Raw genomic sequence first — 18,409 nt, 5'->3', positions numbered from 1 at the left:
GCTTGGTTTAGTCAAGATTCAATAGCTAGTTAATCAACGCATAGATTGCTCAATCACAATAGATAGATATCGCAAACCCCACCAAACAAAGGGAAAGATAGGCTCTCTGCCAAGCAAACCTATCACACACAAAAAAAGTCTGCACACTGTGCAGACTTAAATAACGATACTTAAATAAAGACCACTAACGGCAGCTATCAGCAGCTAGTCACCAGCCAGCAATTCACGCACAGCTGGCTCTAATCGAGTCATGCCCCATTGTTTGCCGATGGCGATGGCTTCGTCGCTAGATTTGCCTTCTACCTTACCAGCGTGCATGGCCATCAACGCGCCGATGCGATTGCCGCTAGCGCAGTGAGCAAAACTTATTTCCCCTTTATGCTTTTCTAGGGCAGCTACAAACTTCTTGGCATTCTCTACGCTAATGTCTTCTTTCCCAGCTACTGGAATACTAACATAATCTATACCTAGCACTTCGGCATGAGTAAGTTCATCCCACTCCATTTCACCAGCTGGCCGCAGGTTGATGATTTGTTTGACGCCAAGTTTAGCTAATTGGTCAAGTTGATCGCTGGTCGGTTGGCCACCCGAATAGACATTCTCAGCTGGATGAACTAACATCTTAATGCCTAGATTCATGATGGCGTCACGCTCGGCGGCGGCCTGTGAATCGTCAGGCGCCACTACGTCTGCTGCCTCATTTGTCTGATCTGAACAAGAGACACTGAATAACAAAGTCGCCGAAAATAAATAACAAGCAAATGGGCATTTCATGTCTATCACATTAGACCAAAACACCCACCAGCTGCCAGCGCAAAAGTCGACTATCTCTAATCTACCAAGAGATTAGGATTTACCACCTTCAGCTTGTTTTCTGGCTTCTTCGACGCGCTTGGCGAAGTCGAGGATCAGCTCACGAGTGAGTTCATACTTGGTGCCACAGCGTGGGCAATTCACTGCGAGTTGGTCGTCATTTTGGAACAACTCGTCGAGTTTATCTTTGTAGCCGAGTAAGCCCGGCATAATGCGCTCGATACTGCAGCCACATTCGAATTTGTATTTACGAGTTTCTAGCACCTTGGTCTCCTCTACTTGGAGAAGCTGAGCTACTTTTTCCTCGTCTAACTCGTTGAGCCATTCTTCATCAAAGTCTGGCTGAGCAGCGATGAGCACGTACTCTTCGTTAGGCATTTTGAAACATCTAGCTGGACGCTGATCACTCTGCTCGTAGTAGGCTTCCACCCAGCGACACGGATCGAGCTCAGGCACCTCAACGGTACTGAGCTGCGGGTCACCACCTTTGTCGCGGTCGATGACTTGCGCGTAGAGCAAGTTGCGATCTGGCTCGCGCACATCCTTAGTGAACACCTTGCCAACGATATTTTCGTTTACGCTGCTACCTGTGGCAAAAAAGTTCACCCGCGGCGCACGTAGGTTTACCGTCCACGCGTGAGTCTCAGCCCACGGGCGAGATGTCAGGTGCAAGGTAAGCACTGCCAGCAGATCCTTTAGAGCGGTATCGAGGTTCTCTTTATGCTCTTCTTTGAGGTCGAGGAGGTGCAGGTAATAATCAGTGAAAATTGGCGTGAACTGGCCTTTTAGCATGAGGCAGTTGCGGTGACGCACAAAGATGGACTCCACCTTAGTATATTCGGCGACTGGCTCTTGCTGCAATTGATCGTTGCTCATGGCGATGAACTTGTGCGTGATTTAGCAATTTTCAATCACGAATTTTGCTGAAATGTGACGATTTCTGCCTCTGCCTGAGATCTAGCCCAAGCATCCGCTTCTATCAATACGTCTAATGAATCAGCTGGCTGGACAACATGAGCGTCCATCACCTTGATCACTGTGCCCCAAATTTCCGTATAGCCGATGCGACCGTCACAGAAGGCATCAACGGCAATCTCATTGGCTGCATTGTACACAGCTGGCAGTGTGCCACCTTCGTTGCCAGCTCGGCGAGCTAGATTCAGTGCAGGGAAATCATCATATCGAGGCTGCTCAAACTCCAACTTTGCCAGTTCGGCAAAATTGAGCGGCTTGAGTCCACCAGCTACGCGAGCTGGCCAGGTGATCGCATATTGAATAGGGAAACACATATCCGTGGTGCTCAGCTGAGCCAGCACGCTATTGTCCACAAATTCCACCATCGAATGGATGATGCTCTGCGGGTGAACAATCACGTCAATGCGATCCATTTCTATGCCAAATAACCAGCGCGCCTCAATCATCTCCAACCCCTTATTAAATAGAGTGGATGAATCGATAGTGATTTTGCGGCCCATTTCCCATGTTGGATGCTTCAGCGCTTGCGCCAGAGTCACCTCTTTGAGTTTCTCAGCTGGAAGATTTCTAAATGGTCCACCAGATGCCGTGAGGATGAGACGAGAAACTTCCTCAGGACCACCGCGGTGACCGTCTAGGCATTGGAAAATAGCATTATGCTCGCTGTCCACAGGCAGCACATTCACACCGGCATCACTAGCAGCCTTCATGACAATCTCGCCAGCCATCACAAGGATTTCCTTGCTCGCTACAGCTAGATCTTTCCCAGCTTCAATAGCCGCCAGAGCGGGATGCAAACCAGCTGTGCCGACAATAGCGACCAGCACCATATCGGCTTCAGCCAGACGCGAAAGGGTCAACAATCCTTCAGGACCAGAATAAACGGCTACATCGTCAGCTACCAGCGAGCGCAGCTCCGCTTCCTTACTTTGATCGTAAATAGCTACGTGTTTGACACCAGTCTCAGCCACCTGCTCGGCTAGCTTGGCCACACTCGAGTGCGCGGCCAGTGCCACCAGCTCCATTTCCTCAGGCACTCCTTGCGCCACCTTCAACGTACTCGTTCCAATGGATCCGGTCGAGCCGAGTAAAACCACTTTTTTTATAGCCATATAATCAGAAAATACAGTGCTGGGGCGGTGAAACAAATACTGTCAATTAAGTCAAGCACACCGCCAATGCCCGGCAGCGTATGACCTGAATCTTTAATCTCCAAAGCACGCTTCACTACGGATTCGGCCAAATCCCCAACCACAGCCAAGAAGGCCAAAACAAATACAAAACCAATCACCTGTGGCCAGCCACCAAGTACCTCCAGCTGCTCAGGGAAAAAGTAAAACAACCCGCAGCCAGCCAGCTGGGCAAAAAATACACCACCAGCGATGCCTTCCCAGGTCTTCGCTGGGCTGATATGTGGAATCATCTTATTTTTCCCAATCAATGAGCCCGTTACATAGGCACCCATATCGGTGAACTTAGTCACAGCCACCAGCCATAAAATTAATACCGCTCCGGGAACCATGCTTTCCCCCTCAGGCAAAAACAGCAGACGCAAAACAAAACTGAACATCACGGGGATGTAGATGAAACCTAGCAAAGTCAACGCTACCTCATTCAGCGTTTTGTGTTTTTCTACACTCTGGCGCAGCTGCCATAAAAATGATGCCATCGCTACAAAACACACCGCAATAGCATCCAGCTGACCGACCCGATCAAGAGCGGCTCCGCCAGAATTCACCAACAAGTAAGAAATAGCACCTAGATAAATCAGCGCCGAGACCATGCCAATTTTAGGCTGCGCGCTCAACCCTCCGTCGCGCACCATGGTGTAATATTCCTTCAAAGCTAACATCGACAAAGCGACGACCATGACCGCAAAGGCCACCGGCTGGTCACTCAAGAAAACTGCAGTGACAATCGCCCAGAGAATCACGGTGCTCAATAGACGATCGGCGAAGACCCTCGCTTTGCTTTTTTCTTTTCCCTTAGTCATAAACTGAAATCTGCACTATCCAAACCCGCTACCCCCCAACTTGGCAATGACATTTCTTCTCATTTCTAGCCGATAGAAAATTATCCCCATAGCAAATTGCTCAGCCCAACAACAAAACACCCGTCTAGTTACATTTAGTAAACATCCTAAGCACTCATTTTTAACTACAAACCGAAGCCGCTAGTAAACAATCATTCGAAAAATATCTAAATTTGTGCAACTCTACTAGCTGCAGCGGGTTTCCTCATTTGAATACATGGTAACCAATGATGCAGGGAAGCAGCCTATTGCCAGCTTAGCCACGAACTAATCATTATCGTTTTAGCTGCACCCATCAGCCACTCATTGGTTTTTTATAAAAATTATACAACTAACGAGAACCATACCTGCATATGAAAACAAATATCAAAACAATCGTAGCTTCACTTGCTGTAGCCTCACTCTCATGCGCAATGCTCAGCGCACAAGACGATAAACCAAAGCGCCCAGGCGCTGGTGGCAAAGGAGGCCCTAAAGGCCCACCACCTCACCTCATTGCCAAATACGACAAAGACGGTGACGGCAAACTCAACGACGAAGAAAAAGCTGCTATGAGAGCAGACATGGAAGCTCGTCGCGCTGAGATGCTCGAGAAATACGACACCAACAAAGACGGCAAACTTGACGAAGAAGAGCGCAAAGCAATGCGTGCAGATGTCGAAGCTCAAATGCTTGCGAAATTCGACGCCGATGGCGATGGCAAACTCAGCGAAGAAGAACGCAAAGAAGCCAGAGCATGGATGCAAGAAAACTACCCAATGATGGGCAGAGGCAAAAAAGGCCCTCGCGGTGGTAAGGGTGGCAAAGGCGGTAAAGGTCAAAGACCATCAGCTGACGAATAACAGCTAGCTGCACTCCGATTACACAATCAACATTCCCCAAGCCGAAGCAAATTATTTGCTTCGGCTTTTTTTGCGCCACCAGCTGACGAGCTAGCTGGCGCAAATGTTTAAGCACATTGAAAATCATATGGTTGTATAACAAAAACGCCAGCAATCGCACCAATCTCCCTTGCGCAGCAGCCGATCTATGCAAACTTAACTCGATTAAGTACATAATCCAAGATCATGAAATTCACATCCACAATCCTACTTTGCGCAGCCTTCGTTCTCTCCAGCTCATTTGCAGTAAATGCACAGGGAAACAACGCGAACAAAGGCAACAATAAACAAGCAATCCCTGTTGGGCTCTTGACCAAATACGACAAATCCGGTGACGGCGTGCTGAGTAGCGATGAACGTACAGCTCTGCGCAGAGCGCTCAACCAAGAGTACCAAGCGCTCATCAAAGAATTTGATAAATCTGGCTCTGGTGACCTCGATGCCGATGAATTTAAAGCCATGAAACAATCTCACCGCAAGATGATGGTCGAAAAGTTCGACGAAGACGGCAATGGTAAACTCGAAGGCAAAGAGCAGCGCAAAGCTCGCGCTTGGACCAGAGACAACATGCCTGAGCGTGCATTCATTATGGCGATGAACTTTGAGCGCTTCAAAAATGGCCCAAAAGTACCACAAGGCTAAGCCAAACTAACCCATTCTCATGCGTGCACTAAAATTTTAGTGTGCGCATTTTTTTGCGTGCGTTAGCAAGCTGCCACATTGTATACAGCCTTATGGTTATCAAATTTTCACCGCTCTACATGCAAAGAGTCTGGGGCGGACGCGAGCTAGAAAAAGTCTATCAACGTGAGCTCCCCGACAAATCCTCACCCTACGGTGAATCATGGGAAATTTGTGATCGTGAAGATGAGCAGACAGTGGTGGCCAAGGGACCTCTAGCTGGAAAATCACTGCACGATCTGTGGACAAATTCACGAGAAGAAATCTTTGGCTCTGGATTTGACCAAATCGATAGGTTCCCGCTGCTGATTAAAATCCTCGATGCTAGAGACGATCTATCCATCCAAGTTCACCCACCCTGTGCGGTGGCCGATCAACTAGGCGGCGAACCAAAAACTGAAATGTGGTACATCGCCGCAGCCAGCCCAGAAGCCAAACTCTACGTCGGCCTGAAAAAAAATATCAGCAAAGCAGATTTTCAGGCGGCTATTAACAATGGCACCGTAGATCAAGCCGTTCACGCCATCACCCCAAAACAAGGTGACTCAATTTTCATCCCATCAGGACGCTTACACGCCATTGGCGCAGGTCTGTTAATTTTTGAAATCCAACAGAACTCCGATACCACCTACCGAGTTTTTGATTGGAACCGTGTCGGCTTAGACGGCGCACCTAGAGAACTTCATGTCGAACAATCAATGGCCTGCATCGACTTCGAAGACATCGAGCCAAGCATGGATGAAGCGCAGGGAAATACCATTGCCTCATGCGAACATTTTGTGGTCGATCAATACGAACTGGAAAAATCCGCTGAAATTGGCAATCCAACATCAGATAGATTTTCCATCATCGCCGTAGTCACGGGCCAGCTGAAAGACGCCGACGGCAATACCTATCAGCCGGGAGATTTTGCTCTCATCAGCAAAGGCGAAAGCAATCTAACCGCTACAGAAAAATCTACTATCATTCAAAGCTACATCCCTAGCTAGCCGACCCTAATCGGCTAGCAACTCAAACTCAGCTTGTAATGTATCTCGCGAGTTAGCTCCCACAAATACATCAAACCACCCCGGCTCCACGCCCCAGCTCATATCGCGGCGCAGAAAAGCCAAATCTTCCTCAGTTAGAGTAAACTTCACCTCTAGCTGCTCACCTTGTTTCACCTGCACTTTTTTGAATCCCTTCAACTGCTTTACTGGACGTGTCACGCTTGCCACTCGATCGCGAATATATAGCTGAACAACTTCTTCGCCGTCATATTCACCAGAATTCATTACTTGCACTGAGACACCTACACTCCCACCCGGCTTCATCTGCTTACCATCCAGCTTCATGTTAGCTAGCTCGAAGGTAGTATAGCTTAGACCAAAACCAAAGGGAAACAGTGGAGAGTTACTAACATCTAAATATTTTGATGAATATTTGGCATGTGTTTTTCCCTCGATAAACGGTCGCCCAGTATTCTTTTGATCGTAAAAAATGGGCACCTGCCCGAGATTGCGAGGAAAGCTCATCGGCAATTTCCCTGACGGGTTAGAATCACCAAACAAAGTATCTACCACTGCCTTTGCCCCCATCGATCCAGGGTGCCAGGCCTCCAAAACCGCATCTACCTGCGCCACTTCTTGCGCAATCGTTAGCGGACGTCCATTCAGCAAAACCAAAACCACTGGACGCCCAGTGGCGGCAATTGCATTAACCAAAGCTTTCTGGCTCCCCGGCAAATCTAGATTACTCCGGCTAGCTGCCTCGCCGCTCATCCACGACGGTTCACCAAGTGCAAGCACCACCACATCACACCGCTGCACCATCCTAACTGCTTCAGCAATCCCAGCTAGAGAATCACTCTCAGCCGAACAGCCAGATGCATAAACATAAGCACCCTCACCTAAGCGCTGATCAAAGGCATCTTTAATACTCGCTGTATGCTCCGCCTGACCACGAGCTTTCCAGGTTCCTAGCAAATCTAACTTCGCATCAGCCAGTGGCCCCACTAACGCAATATTCAACGACTCATTCAGCGGCAGTCGATTGGCATCATTTTTAAGCAAAACCATTGATTTCAAAGCCATTTGATAACTAGCTTCTAAATGCTCAGGCTTACGCAAAGTCGCCTTCTCTCTAGCTTCATCAAGGTATCGATACGGGTCATCAAATAAACCTAACTCAAATTTCAACTGCAGAACCCGTCGCACGGAATCATCAATCAACTCCTCACTCACAGCGCCTTCTTTTATTAAGTCTGGCAAATAATTAATAAAACTCGCTCCGACCATATCAAGATCGACTCCAGCCTCGATGGCCATTTGTGCAGCTTGTTTATCATTGTGCGCAGCGCCATGTGCAACCATCTCATTGATAGAGGTGTAATCAGTAACTACCACGCCATCAAACCCCCACTCGTTTCGCAAGATTTTTTCTAGCAACATGCTGGAACCAGTAGCTGGAACACCATCGACCTCATTAAATGAAGTCATGATACTTTTCGCCCCAGCATCAATCGCCGCCTTAAATGGAGGCAGGTAGGTCTCACGCAAAACCCTCTCTGACACATCAACTGTGTGGTAATCGCGCCCGCCTTGCGCCGCGCCGTAAGCAGCAAAATGTTTCACACAAGCTGCTACCGTATTATTTCCAGCTAGATCGCCCCCTTGAAATCCCCTCACTTTTGCTTTTGCCACCTGGCTAGTTAGATAGACATCCTCACCTGATCCTTCAGCTACTCGCCCCCATCGCGGGTCTCTCGAAACATCTACCATGGGCGCGTAAACCCAGTTAATCCCGCTCGCAGCGGCTTCCTCAGCTGCGACTCGCGACGATTGTTCTATCAAATCAAGATCCCAGCTGGATGTTTCCGCTAGAGGGATTGGAAAAATCGTCTCATACCCGTGAATCACATCATAACCAAACATCAGTGGAATACCTAGCCGTGTCTCCTCAATCGCGAGTTTTTGTAATGGCTTAGCAAACCGAACAGCTGGAACGGTTAGCAAACTGCCGCATTCACCATTGCGAACTTCATCGACATAGCCATCTCCCTCAAGCGGCCCCGTATTCCCCCACTTGCTAGAATATAATGTCAGCTGACCTAACTTTTCAGCCAGAGTCATCTTTTCTATCAAGGCATCAATCTTAGCCTCATGATTAACAGCATCATTTCCAAGCGCGGCTATGGGCAGCAGAACGCATCCAAAATACAAAGATATACCTAGACCAGACAACTTACGCATCTGGCTATTAGACACATCAGTACTTATTCGACCACAAAAAACCGTGAATCGACACCTTTAGCCATGGCAAAACAACGAATCTACGTCGCTAAAACTGATTATTTCACAGCTAAGCTCTCACGAAAACCTGACGGCGAAACATGGTGCTTTTTCTTAAACTGAGCTGAAAAGTAATCTTGTGAATCATAACCAAGGCTGTGGCTGATCTCTTTAACACTGAGTTCAGTTTGCTCAAGCAAGGTACGTGCTTTTTCCATTTTAAGATCTAGCAAGTACTGGTTAGGGCTCGTACCTGTCATCAGTTTAAACTTCTTTCTAAACCAAGAATAGCCCACGCCTAACACGTCTTCAGCAAACGACTTCATCTGAATATTTTTATTCAGATCAGCCTGAAGGTTATCCTTGGCGCGTTGCACGATAATCGCGGCGAAGTCGCCTTGATTCAGCTCAGAATCTTCCAGACGCTTAACGATCTGGTGAATGCATGATTGCACCTTCATCGCCAAGCTAGCAAATTCACTTTGAGGAATGTTAATGCTCAAACCTGTCACCCATACGGCATATAGGCTCTGAGTTTTAGGATGGCGAAATGCACATGAAACACAATTTACCCCGATCAGGTTTTCACCTAGATCGACAGAAAATCCGCGCTTGATATCACCAGCGATCTCTTGCGCCAAACCTGGAGTTTCCACTATCGTGGTATCTGTATACCTCTCCAGCTTCATCACCGCAAATTGCTGCTCTAGCTCACTATGAGTCATCTTTGAGAGCATCGCTTTGCCAGGTGCTGAAGCGTGCAAAGGAATCACACACCCAACCTCGAGGGTGAAGTTGAACACTTGTGTCCCCTTAATCGAGTGGATTGTTTTTGCCTCCAAATCATCTGGTGAATATCTAGCCAAAGCCGTCGTTAGATGCGTCTCCGTAGAGAGATTGTTCAACAGGTCTACTGAGGCAGCCAAAACCTTCTGTGCATCACGTGAATTCATACTTATCATATAAATTACGTGATGCTCTGCGCCTTATTTCATCGAACCAGTGGTTTTTGACACCGCTGGTGATATTTCTCACAAATGTCAAAACAACCGCTTAAAAACAGATTCTACCAGTATTGGCACGATTCCACAGTTTTGATGATAAAAACAATTTAATCATCCCTATGCGTACAAAAGTTTGCTAATGACAACTTACTGATTGGCTTGAAGAAGAAACCACCCACGAGCCATCGCATCATCTATCAGCCCCCTGCTCACAGCACTAATAAATAGATCAAAAAACCAAGAGACCAACTAACTGACTGAGCCATTTATGAAATCACTCATCCTCACTGCAGCCACCATCATCAGTCCCATGCTCATTCAGCCAGCCACTGCTGAACAACGGCCCAATATCTTATTCATATCAGCCGACGATATGAACGACTGGCTCGGCTACACAGGGAAGAATCCAGACGTCATCACCCCTAACATCGACAAGCTAGCCAGCGAAGGCACTGTTTTCCTTCAGGCTCACTGCCAGAATCCAATTTGCGGGCCGTCGCGTGCCAGCATCATGACTAGCATGTATTCATCCACCATAGATGTGATGACCCAAGTCAGCGACGACGTCGTCGCCAAGAAGGCTAACAAAATGGGCTCAAGACTAATGCACGAGTATTTCCGCGACCACGGCTACAAAACCATGGCTGTGGGAAAAATCATGCACAAACACGTGCCAAAAGGTTCGGTGGATATGTCGGGCGGACGAGGCGACTGGGGTAGACTCCCCAACAAAAATGATAGCCTTAATTTCAAAAGCAGATTCACCATCACTGACTGGGGTGCCTATCCAGAAAGTGACGAGGGAATGAGTGACTACAAAGCTGCCAAATGGGCTATCGATAGATTACAAGAAGATCACGACAAACCATTCCTCCTCATGGTTGGATTTATCCGCCCGCACGTCCCATGGTTTGTGCCTAAAAAATGGTTCGATTTCTATCCTGATCCAGAAAAACTAACCTTACCTCCCTACTCACCTAACGAGCTCGACGACGTGCCTGAGATGTCGAAAAAAGTAAACCTCTACCACGGAATGCCGCAGACCGACTGGCTGATCAAAGAAAAGCAATGGCCTAACATGGTGCAAGCTTACCTTGCCTCCATTACATTTGCCGACCACTACGTCGGCGAAGTCTTAAACGCCCTAGAAAGCAGCAAATATAAAGACAATACCATTGTTATCTTTTGGTCAGACCACGGCTATCATCTTGGGGAAAAAGGTATCACTCAGAAACATAGTCTATGGGAACGTTCATCACACGTGCCGCTCATTATTAAAGCGCCTAATCATAAAGGCGGACAAAAGAACACTTCTCCTGTTGGACTGATAGACATGTATCCAACTTTGGTTGAGCTAGCTGGTCTACCAGCCAATGACAAACTCGAAGGCATCAGCTTGGCTCCACTGATGAAAAAGCCAGCTGAAAGTGTGCGCAAAGGAATCACAACCACTTATAGCGGCAATAACCACGCCGTCCAAACCGACCGCTATCGCTACATAAAATACCGAGATGGATCAGCTGAACTTTACGATCACAACAATGATTACAAGGAATGGGTCAATCTAGCCAATAACCCCGAGTATCAAAAAGTGGTAGAAGAACTCGACCAGCTTATTCCTGTCTACACAGGCGACGGGCATCACCAAAAACACTAACTTTCACAATCTCAAAAGCCAGCTAGCTCACCGCTAGCTGGTTTTTTTTGTATAGAATACACCTTATTCAGTTGGAGACTTCTCTTGCAAAAACATCTTTTTGAAATCCTCCAAAATGAAATACGAACAAGGTACAAGAATCAGCGTAATCGCCGTGGCAAATAGGATTCCAAAACTCAAGGATACCGCCATAGGGATTAGGAAACGAGCTTGCATATCAGTTTCCAACAGCATTGGAATCAGGCCAGCAAACGTCGTTAGTGACGTTAATAGCACAGGTCTGAAACGTCTAACGCCAGCATGCCTAATTGCGTCAACTATCGACTTTTCCTCATTTCGATGACGATTAACATATTCCACTAACACCAGTGAATCATTCACCACAACCCCAGCCAGCGCGACAATGCCGCACATAGACATGATACTCAAATCCAGCCCCATGATGATGTGACCAGCAACAGCGCCAACGATACCAAATGGAATCACACACATCACAATCATTGGCTGAATGTAGGATCGCAGCGGGATAGCCATCAGCACATAAATGCCTATCAGAGCTAGAATGAATTTCTGGCTCATCTCTGAAACGCTATCTCGTTGATCCTTTTGCTCACCAAGATAATCCCAAGCTACGCCCGGATAGAGATCATCTAGCTGATCGAGCACCTCTTCTGTAAATAAGCCCATAATCTCGTTGGCATTAGCTACTGAACGATCGACGTCCGCACTGATCTTGATTGCTCGTTTGCGGTCAACTCGATGAATCGCAGCTGGACCACGCTCAGGTGAACCAATCGCCACCTCTTCTAATGGAATCTCTTCACCATTCACTGTACGCAACCTAACTTCGTCCAGATTTTCTAGCGATTTGCGCTCAGCTTCTGGGTAGCGAACCATCACTTTCACCTCGTCGCGCCCGCGCTGAATGCGCTGAACCTCGTCACCATAGAAAGCTTGGCGCAGTTGATTAGCCACATCGGATAGACGGAAACCTAAAGAACGACCCGTTGGTGTTAATTCCTCGTAGACGACCTCTTGTTTACCAACTCGGCTATCACTTGTTATATCTTTAACTCCAACGTAATCGTTGAGCTTGGCTAACATAAACTCCGAAGCTTCATTAAGCGTTTTCAAATCTCGCCCAGAAATTTCCACGTCAATAGCGTTGCCGCCAGAACCAGTCTCTTGCTTGAAGCTCAATTCGACAACACCAGGAATCCCCCCAATTTCATCACGCCACGCAACAATAAATTCGTCCGCGCTGATATCCCTATTTGCAGCTGGAACTAACTCAAGTGTGACCTCTCCATAATGACTGCCTAGAGGAATGCGCCCGGCGCCAAATCCAGCTAGAAACGGCTGGGTACCAGCACTCGCTAGACAGTGAACTAACACAGGGTTCCCCTCTCTATCGGTGAAACGATTTCCAACCTTAACTGCGGCTGCTTCCATCTTTTTCACAGCCTCTTCGGTATATTCAAAAGCAACACCATTAGGCAGCTCTAACTTTGCTGAAACAACATCACCTTCCACCTTTGGCATGAACTCAAATGGGACCCAGCCACCGCCAACCAAACCTGCTACTAACAAGAAGAGAGCAATGAAGCCACCCCAAACAAAATACCGAAACTGCAAGCAAAGGTGCAATACCGGTTTGTAAAAATGAGCTACCGCCCATTCAAGGCCATCAGCAATGCGATGCTGAACGCGAGTAATGAGTCCGTGTTTGCGATTAACATCACGCGGACGCAAAGTAGCTAGATGTGCCGGTAAAACAAACTTCGACTGCAGCAGTGAGAAAAATAAGGTAGGTATAACCACCAGTGGAATATTCGGCCAAATTTTCCCGCTCACCCCACTTAGCCCTAACATTGGAGTAAATGCCATCATCGTAGTTAGTACACCAAATGTCACTACCACACCGACCTCCTGCGTCCCCTTCCAGCTGGCAATCTGCGGGTGCTCACCAGACTGAATACGACTATAGACATTTTCGCCAACGACAATGGCATCATCAACCACGATCCCCAACACCAAGATAAAGGCAAACAAGGAGATCATATTGATAGAGACATCCATATGCGGCATCATCCAGATACCTCCAGCAAAAGAAACTGGAATCCCCAAAGCTACTAGAAACGCCAAGCTCGGGCGCAAGAACATGGCCAGCACCACAAAAACTAACACAAGACCAGTTCCGCCATTGCGACCTAGCAACTCGAGTCGCCCCTGTAAGTGTTTGCTAGCGTCATTCCAAAGCTCGACCGTCACACCTTCAGGTAAACTCTTTGGCGCCACATTTTTGGCATAATCCCTAATGGCATCAGCAACCACCAAAGTATCTTGGCCAGCCGTCCGGTAGACGTTAAGCACAATTGCATTTTTGCCATCAAATCTAGCTGATAGATCGACATTCTCAAATCCATCAATCACCTCAGCCACCTCATGCAAGCGTAGCTCTGAGCCGTCATCCTTGGTCGCCACGATGATGTCGCGGAATGCTTGCCCTTCGTATCGTTTGCCCCGCGCTCTAATGACAACCTCTCCCGCCGTCGTACGTATGGACCCGCTCGGCAAATCTAATGAAGATCGGCGAACGGCATCGGCCACTTGCTGAATCGTTAGTTGGTGACTGCGTAGAGTATCTTCTGAAACTTCAATAGATATTTCGTAAGGCCTAACTGCAGCTAACTCGACCTTAGTGATCTTTGGTTTTCCTTGCAACATGCGCAAGAATCTCTCTTTAATCCCTTTCGGGTCTGGCGCTTGGTAGTCCAACAGACCATCGCGAATTTCCTCGCCAAAGCGACGCAGCGTCTTCTCATCCACATCAGCAGAAACTGCTACACTCATGACCTGGATGTCTAGAGTAGCCTCCTCCAGCACAGGTTTCTCAGCATTATCTGGAAAATTATCAATCGCATCAACCTTACTTTTCAGGTCGGTCATGACGTCTCTAACTTCATAACCCAGATCCACTTCGACCGTCACAGCACCCAACGATTCTGTCGCCGTCGCGGTGATCCTTTTGACCCCATCGACATCTGCAATCGCATCTTCGATAGGTAGAATAATACCATCTTCTACTTCCGCTGGTGTGGCATTTGGAAATGGTACCTGTATCAATACCGCATCTAACTCCAGCTCGGGGAAGATCTCTTTACTCAGTTTAAACCAAGTAGTAAACCCAGCTAGACAGACAACCAACATCAAAAAATTGGCTGCTACGTGGTTTTTGCTAAACCAATGAATCGCTTTTTCCATGTCTATTGCGGGTTATCCTCTGCTGTCCTAATGAGCACTTTACTGCCGCGCACGGGAGAGTCCATCGGGCTGATAATGAGTTGAGCTCCAGCTGGCAATGGGTTCTCAATCAAAACTGACTCACGCATCACTCGGATTAATTTGACTGGCAAAATATCCAATACACCATCACCGTCTACAATGTAGACCACATCGCCATCGCGTACTGCCTGTCTCGGGATTTCCACAGCGCGCTCCATCATGCCTCCTCGCAGCTGAACCTGAAGGAACATGCCAACCGGGGGAAATCTAAACTCTCTATAGGCAGCCGTCGTATTTGCCTTGAGCTTAGCGACTAAGTGTAAAGTCATGGTGCTTGGATCCACTTTTCCTTCACCCCTAACGATAGTTCCAGGCCACTCAACGTGCCTTCCTGCGACCATCGAACTCGCTACAATTTCAGAACCTTCCACACTATCGCCGTCGAGGTCTAAAAATCCATATTGGCTCAATGTGATAGGCAGGCGAATCTCAAAATCATCTGACGAATGCAAATCCGCTAGACGAGCGCCTGGTGCGGCATAGGAACCCAAGTCGATATAAGTAGCGTCGATTCGGCAGTCGTATGGTGCCTTCAATTCAGTTCTTGATAGATTATTCTCAGCCAGCTGGACTAAGGCAGCAGCAGACTGTATGCCCGCTTCTGCTGCGGCCAGCTGGGGTTTTCTCAGTACTAGGTCTGAGGCCTCACGACCGCGACCTAACTTAGCCCAGTCGCGCACTGCCTGTTCAGCCCTAGCTTGCTCTTGTGCTAACAACAACTTACTCTGTGCTAAATTTGCCTGCGCATCAGCCAGCGCTGATTGATAGTCGCTGGGATCAATTTTCAAAAGCACATCACCTTTTGCAAAATATCCACCAGCCTCAAATCTATCGGCCACATAGGTAATTCTACCAGCTACTTCTGCAGCTGCCTGAGTGACTCGCTTTGGCTGAACTTTACCCTGAGTTTTGATCCAGATCTGTTTGGCCTGAGGCAAGACCTCTATCACCTCGACACTGGGCAGAACAACTTCATCTTCCTTTTTGCTAGCTACTGGTCCATTGGCGAACAGGTACAGCATTATCCCAGCTCCTATGGCCAGCACGATCAGCCCGAGTAATACACTCACCCATGTCCGCAGCTTGTGGGTTGACTCTACAATTTCTTCCTCACTCATTTGATATAAAATCCTCCCCCAAGGGCTAAATGCAAATCGACTCTGTTATTTAGGCGTAAGCGGCGAATCGAAACCACTTGCGTATTCAAGACAATCTTGCGGTTTTGTGCTAGAAACAAAGTTAACACATCACCATTGCCATCTCTAAAATCATCTTCAGCAGCTTGCGATGCCTCAGCGGCTAACTCAAATGCCTCGTTAATGTCGCGCTCACGCTGAGCGAGCCATTTCTCCATCGCTAAGGCTTGCTCAACCTCAGCAAATCCCTGCAAAACGGTACGGTGTAGCTGAGCAGCGGCCTCTCTATCAACAGATCTTCGGCTATTAATTTCGCCCAAGATACGGCCACCAGAAAAAAGGTACTGGGTCACCCCGATGCCTAACGACCACACGCCCATATCACTATTGATCACATTACCTAGCTCACTAGACGAAAACCCACTAGAGCCGGTCAGGCGAAAACTTGGATAGACAGCTAACTCAGCTTCTCTAACTCTAGCTCCAGCCGCTGCGTACTGTCGTTCCGCGCTGATGATATCTGGCCGCCGCAACAGTAGCTCAGACGGAAGTCCTGCTGGAACCTGTTTTGGCACTTTAGGTAACTTCACCTTCCCTTGCTCTTTGCCAGCTGGATAGCGACCAACAATCAACTCGAGCTGACGCTGCGCCATTTCCCTATCAGACTTCCTAGCAGATAACTCAGCTTTCGCTGTAGCTACATCTGTCTGTGATAAACGAAGCTGCGATGCCGACCCTCCCTCAGCCTGCATATCGCGCTCGAAGCGGTCCTGAATTGAGCTTTGTGTACTCTCATAGGTTTTCAATGCTTCCTCCGCTAGCTTCACCTGCTGGTTAGACTCAGCAAGAGCAAACCATGCTTTACAAACTTGAGCTGCTAGAGAAGACCTAGCAGCACGGTACTGCTGCTGAGAAGCTTGCGCATCGGCAATCGCTGCAGACTGCTCTTTGCGATAGCGTCCCCAGATGTCTGGCTCCCAACCAACATTTAGATCAACGCCATAACTTTCAGGACGCCCAAACCCCATACCACCTAGCTCTTGTTTGTTGCCGCTAGCACCGAGAGTCACCTCTGGACGTCCTCCAGCTCCAGCGACATTGGCTGCAATTTGAGCACGAACTAGGCGTTCAGCAGCGACGGTCATGTCAGGGTTTTTCGTTAGAGCTTCATTCACTAACTTACTCAGACTCGCATCGCCAAAGCTTTTCACCCAATCATGGTCGACTGGCGTATTAGCCTCTTTACGAGCTGACCAGATACTCGGAGCAAACTCTAGCTCAGAATCAATGCGAGCCTCGGGAGCCGTTGCTGAGCATGCTGCCAGAGAAATACCGATGCCAACACTCAACAAACATAATTGACCTCTACGCACGCTGTGCACCTCCTTCTAAGCCCTTACGACAAAATTCGATCATTTTCTGTAAAACTTCCTCATCTGTTGGGGTGCCTGAGCGCCCATGGCTAACTTGTTTGAGCACCGATCCATATACCAATGTGTGCGCCATCGCCCCGTAACTGAAATGCAGCCCCCAAATAATCGACTCCTCTGGCACATCTGGCAAAGCTAACTGAAGGGCCTGAGTAAACCTAGCAGCCGTTTCCTGAAATTGCGGCACAACTTCCTCAGGAAGCCCTTCGTGGAAATTGCTAATCATTCGCCCCATCAGCTTGGCGTATAGGTTCAAGCTGCACGACTCACCTGAAACTTGACTATAAAATGGACGAAAAAAGGCATCGAGCACGATATCCAAATCAAGTGGCCCATCAGCAAGCTGACTTTCAGCGAGATCGAGCAAGCGTATTCGCTCACTATTCACCAACTGAATGCAACGCGCTACTAGGCAATCAACTAACTTATCCTTACTGCCAAAATGGTAATTAACGGCGGCTACATTCACTCGCGCTTTGTTTGTAATATCGCGCAAAGAGACTGTCTCAAAACCTTTTTCAGCGACCAACTCAGCCAGAGCATCAAGGATTTGCCCCTTAGTTGACTGGCTCGGTGTATCGATCAGCTCACACATCTCAAGCAAGTGCTTAAATCCCCCTGACAGAGCATTCAAGCTGAAACTTCAAGCACGTGCTTTAAACCCACTAATGCTAGATAACAAGCCCATTAGATTGAACGAATAAGAGGTTGAATTTTCGTCTCAATCATTCATCTCTAGCACATGAACTCACCCACATTTCCAGCCGCGCTTATCCTTGCTGCTATCACTTTGAGCAGCTGCAACCAATACGACAGCGAGATCTCCCCTGTACCAGTGCAAGATAGCGAACCCTATTTCTCCCGCAGCCAGATGGAAAAACGCATCGAAGATCGCAACGATAGAATCAAACGTAACCGCGATGTCATTTTTGACCGTGATAGCCGATACGACGAGGAATTGCTAGAGCAGCAGCGCGCAGCTGAAGCCAAACAGGATGTTATCTACGTCCAGTAAACCATGTGCAAGCTAACCAACTCTCACACTATCAACACGTGTAACATAGTCCACCCAGCTATCTCCTAACCACACACAGCCAGCAAAATCAAAACTTAACAAAACACCTGATCAAAATCAGAACCAAGCAAAATCCATCCAATCACTTGCATATTTTATCATCTTAGAGTA

15 protein-coding genes are annotated in these 18,409 nt (G+C 47.9%); 5 read left to right on the top strand and 10 right to left on the bottom strand.

Annotated elements, in window-relative coordinates; translation table 11 throughout:
- Positions 1-204: 204 nt before the first annotated feature.
- From JIN82_RS08660 to JIN82_RS08645, 4 genes are all read right to left on the bottom strand, one after another.
- Entirely contained in the window at positions 205-774 is a 570-nt protein-coding gene (locus JIN82_RS08660) for a protein tyrosine phosphatase family protein (RefSeq protein ID WP_200311234.1), read from the bottom strand.
- 72 nt (positions 775-846) lie between these two features.
- Positions 847-1,689, bottom strand: coding sequence for an Hsp33 family molecular chaperone HslO (locus JIN82_RS08655; protein ID WP_234041874.1), 843 nt, complete (start codon positions 1,687-1,689; stop codon positions 847-849).
- 35 nt (positions 1,690-1,724) lie between these two features.
- Complete coding sequence (locus tag JIN82_RS08650) at positions 1,725-2,900, bottom strand: 1-deoxy-D-xylulose-5-phosphate reductoisomerase (protein WP_200311233.1); 1,176 nt, start codon at positions 2,898-2,900, stop codon at positions 1,725-1,727.
- Positions 2,891-3,781, bottom strand: coding sequence for a phosphatidate cytidylyltransferase (locus JIN82_RS08645; protein ID WP_200311232.1), 891 nt, complete (start codon positions 3,779-3,781; stop codon positions 2,891-2,893). Before JIN82_RS08645 ends, JIN82_RS08650 begins: the two co-directional genes overlap by 10 nt.
- A gap of 392 nt (positions 3,782-4,173) precedes the next feature.
- Here JIN82_RS08645 and JIN82_RS08640 point away from each other — a divergent pair, with 392 nt between their 5' ends.
- The 3 genes from JIN82_RS08640 to JIN82_RS08630 all read left to right on the top strand — a co-directional run bounded on the left by JIN82_RS08640 (position 4,174) and on the right by JIN82_RS08630 (position 6,371).
- Positions 4,174-4,662: an EF-hand domain-containing protein gene (locus JIN82_RS08640; protein ID WP_200311231.1), complete on the top strand. Its 489-nt coding sequence runs from the start codon at positions 4,174-4,176 to the stop codon at positions 4,660-4,662.
- Between the two features lie 225 nt (positions 4,663-4,887).
- Complete coding sequence (locus JIN82_RS08635; protein WP_200311230.1) at positions 4,888-5,343, top strand: EF-hand domain-containing protein; 456 nt, start codon at positions 4,888-4,890, stop codon at positions 5,341-5,343.
- A 92-nt stretch (positions 5,344-5,435) separates the two neighbouring features.
- A complete protein-coding gene (locus tag JIN82_RS08630) occupies positions 5,436-6,371 on the top strand; it encodes a type I phosphomannose isomerase catalytic subunit (RefSeq protein ID WP_200311229.1) in 936 nt (311 codons plus the stop codon).
- Positions 6,372-6,377: 6 nt separating this feature from the next.
- Here the strand turns inward: JIN82_RS08630 and JIN82_RS08625 are convergent, their stop codons facing one another.
- A complete protein-coding gene (locus tag JIN82_RS08625) occupies positions 6,378-8,627 on the bottom strand; it encodes a glycoside hydrolase family 3 N-terminal domain-containing protein (RefSeq protein ID WP_200311228.1) in 2,250 nt (749 codons plus the stop codon).
- 83 nt (positions 8,628-8,710) lie between these two features.
- Positions 8,711-9,604 carry an IclR family transcriptional regulator domain-containing protein gene (locus tag JIN82_RS08620; protein WP_200311227.1) on the bottom strand — a complete coding sequence of 298 codons (894 nt, stop codon included), beginning with the start codon at positions 9,602-9,604 and terminating at the stop codon, positions 8,711-8,713.
- A gap of 319 nt (positions 9,605-9,923) precedes the next feature.
- On the opposite strand from JIN82_RS08620, the gene JIN82_RS08615 reads away from it, so the two are divergent.
- Positions 9,924-11,312 carry a sulfatase gene (locus tag JIN82_RS08615; RefSeq protein WP_200311226.1) on the top strand — a complete coding sequence of 463 codons (1,389 nt, stop codon included), beginning with the start codon at positions 9,924-9,926 and terminating at the stop codon, positions 11,310-11,312.
- Positions 11,313-11,375: 63 nt separating this feature from the next.
- Here JIN82_RS08615 and JIN82_RS08610 read toward each other — a convergent pair whose 3' ends face one another.
- Genes JIN82_RS08610 through JIN82_RS08595 form a run of 4 tightly spaced genes read right to left on the bottom strand, consistent with a single transcriptional unit; the run spans position 11,376 to position 17,818 of the window.
- Positions 11,376-14,576, bottom strand: coding sequence for an efflux RND transporter permease subunit (locus JIN82_RS08610; protein ID WP_200311225.1), 3,201 nt, complete (start codon positions 14,574-14,576; stop codon positions 11,376-11,378).
- Positions 14,577-14,578: 2 nt separating this feature from the next.
- Positions 14,579-15,775, bottom strand: a complete 1,197-nt coding sequence (locus JIN82_RS08605) for an efflux RND transporter periplasmic adaptor subunit (protein WP_200311224.1) — start codon at positions 15,773-15,775, stop codon at positions 14,579-14,581.
- A complete protein-coding gene (locus JIN82_RS08600; RefSeq protein WP_200311223.1) occupies positions 15,772-17,166 on the bottom strand; it encodes an efflux transporter outer membrane subunit in 1,395 nt (464 codons plus the stop codon). The genes JIN82_RS08605 and JIN82_RS08600 overlap by 4 nt, the downstream gene beginning before the upstream one ends.
- Positions 17,159-17,818 carry a TetR/AcrR family transcriptional regulator gene (locus JIN82_RS08595; RefSeq protein ID WP_234041873.1) on the bottom strand — a complete coding sequence of 220 codons (660 nt, stop codon included), beginning with the start codon at positions 17,816-17,818 and terminating at the stop codon, positions 17,159-17,161. Before JIN82_RS08595 ends, JIN82_RS08600 begins: the two co-directional genes overlap by 8 nt.
- Positions 17,819-17,965: 147 nt before the next feature.
- Here JIN82_RS08595 and JIN82_RS08590 point away from each other — a divergent pair, with 147 nt between their 5' ends.
- Positions 17,966-18,238 (top strand): hypothetical protein, encoded by a 273-nt coding sequence (locus JIN82_RS08590; protein WP_200311221.1) that lies wholly within the window; start codon positions 17,966-17,968, stop codon positions 18,236-18,238.
- Positions 18,239-18,409 lie beyond the last annotated feature (171 nt).

It is taken from the genome of Persicirhabdus sediminis (assembly GCF_016595495.1).
Classification (GTDB): domain Bacteria; phylum Verrucomicrobiota; class Verrucomicrobiia; order Verrucomicrobiales; family Akkermansiaceae; genus Persicirhabdus; species Persicirhabdus sediminis.
The sequence above is the reverse complement of the archived record's forward strand: the minus strand, read 5'-3'. Positions and strand labels throughout refer to the sequence as shown.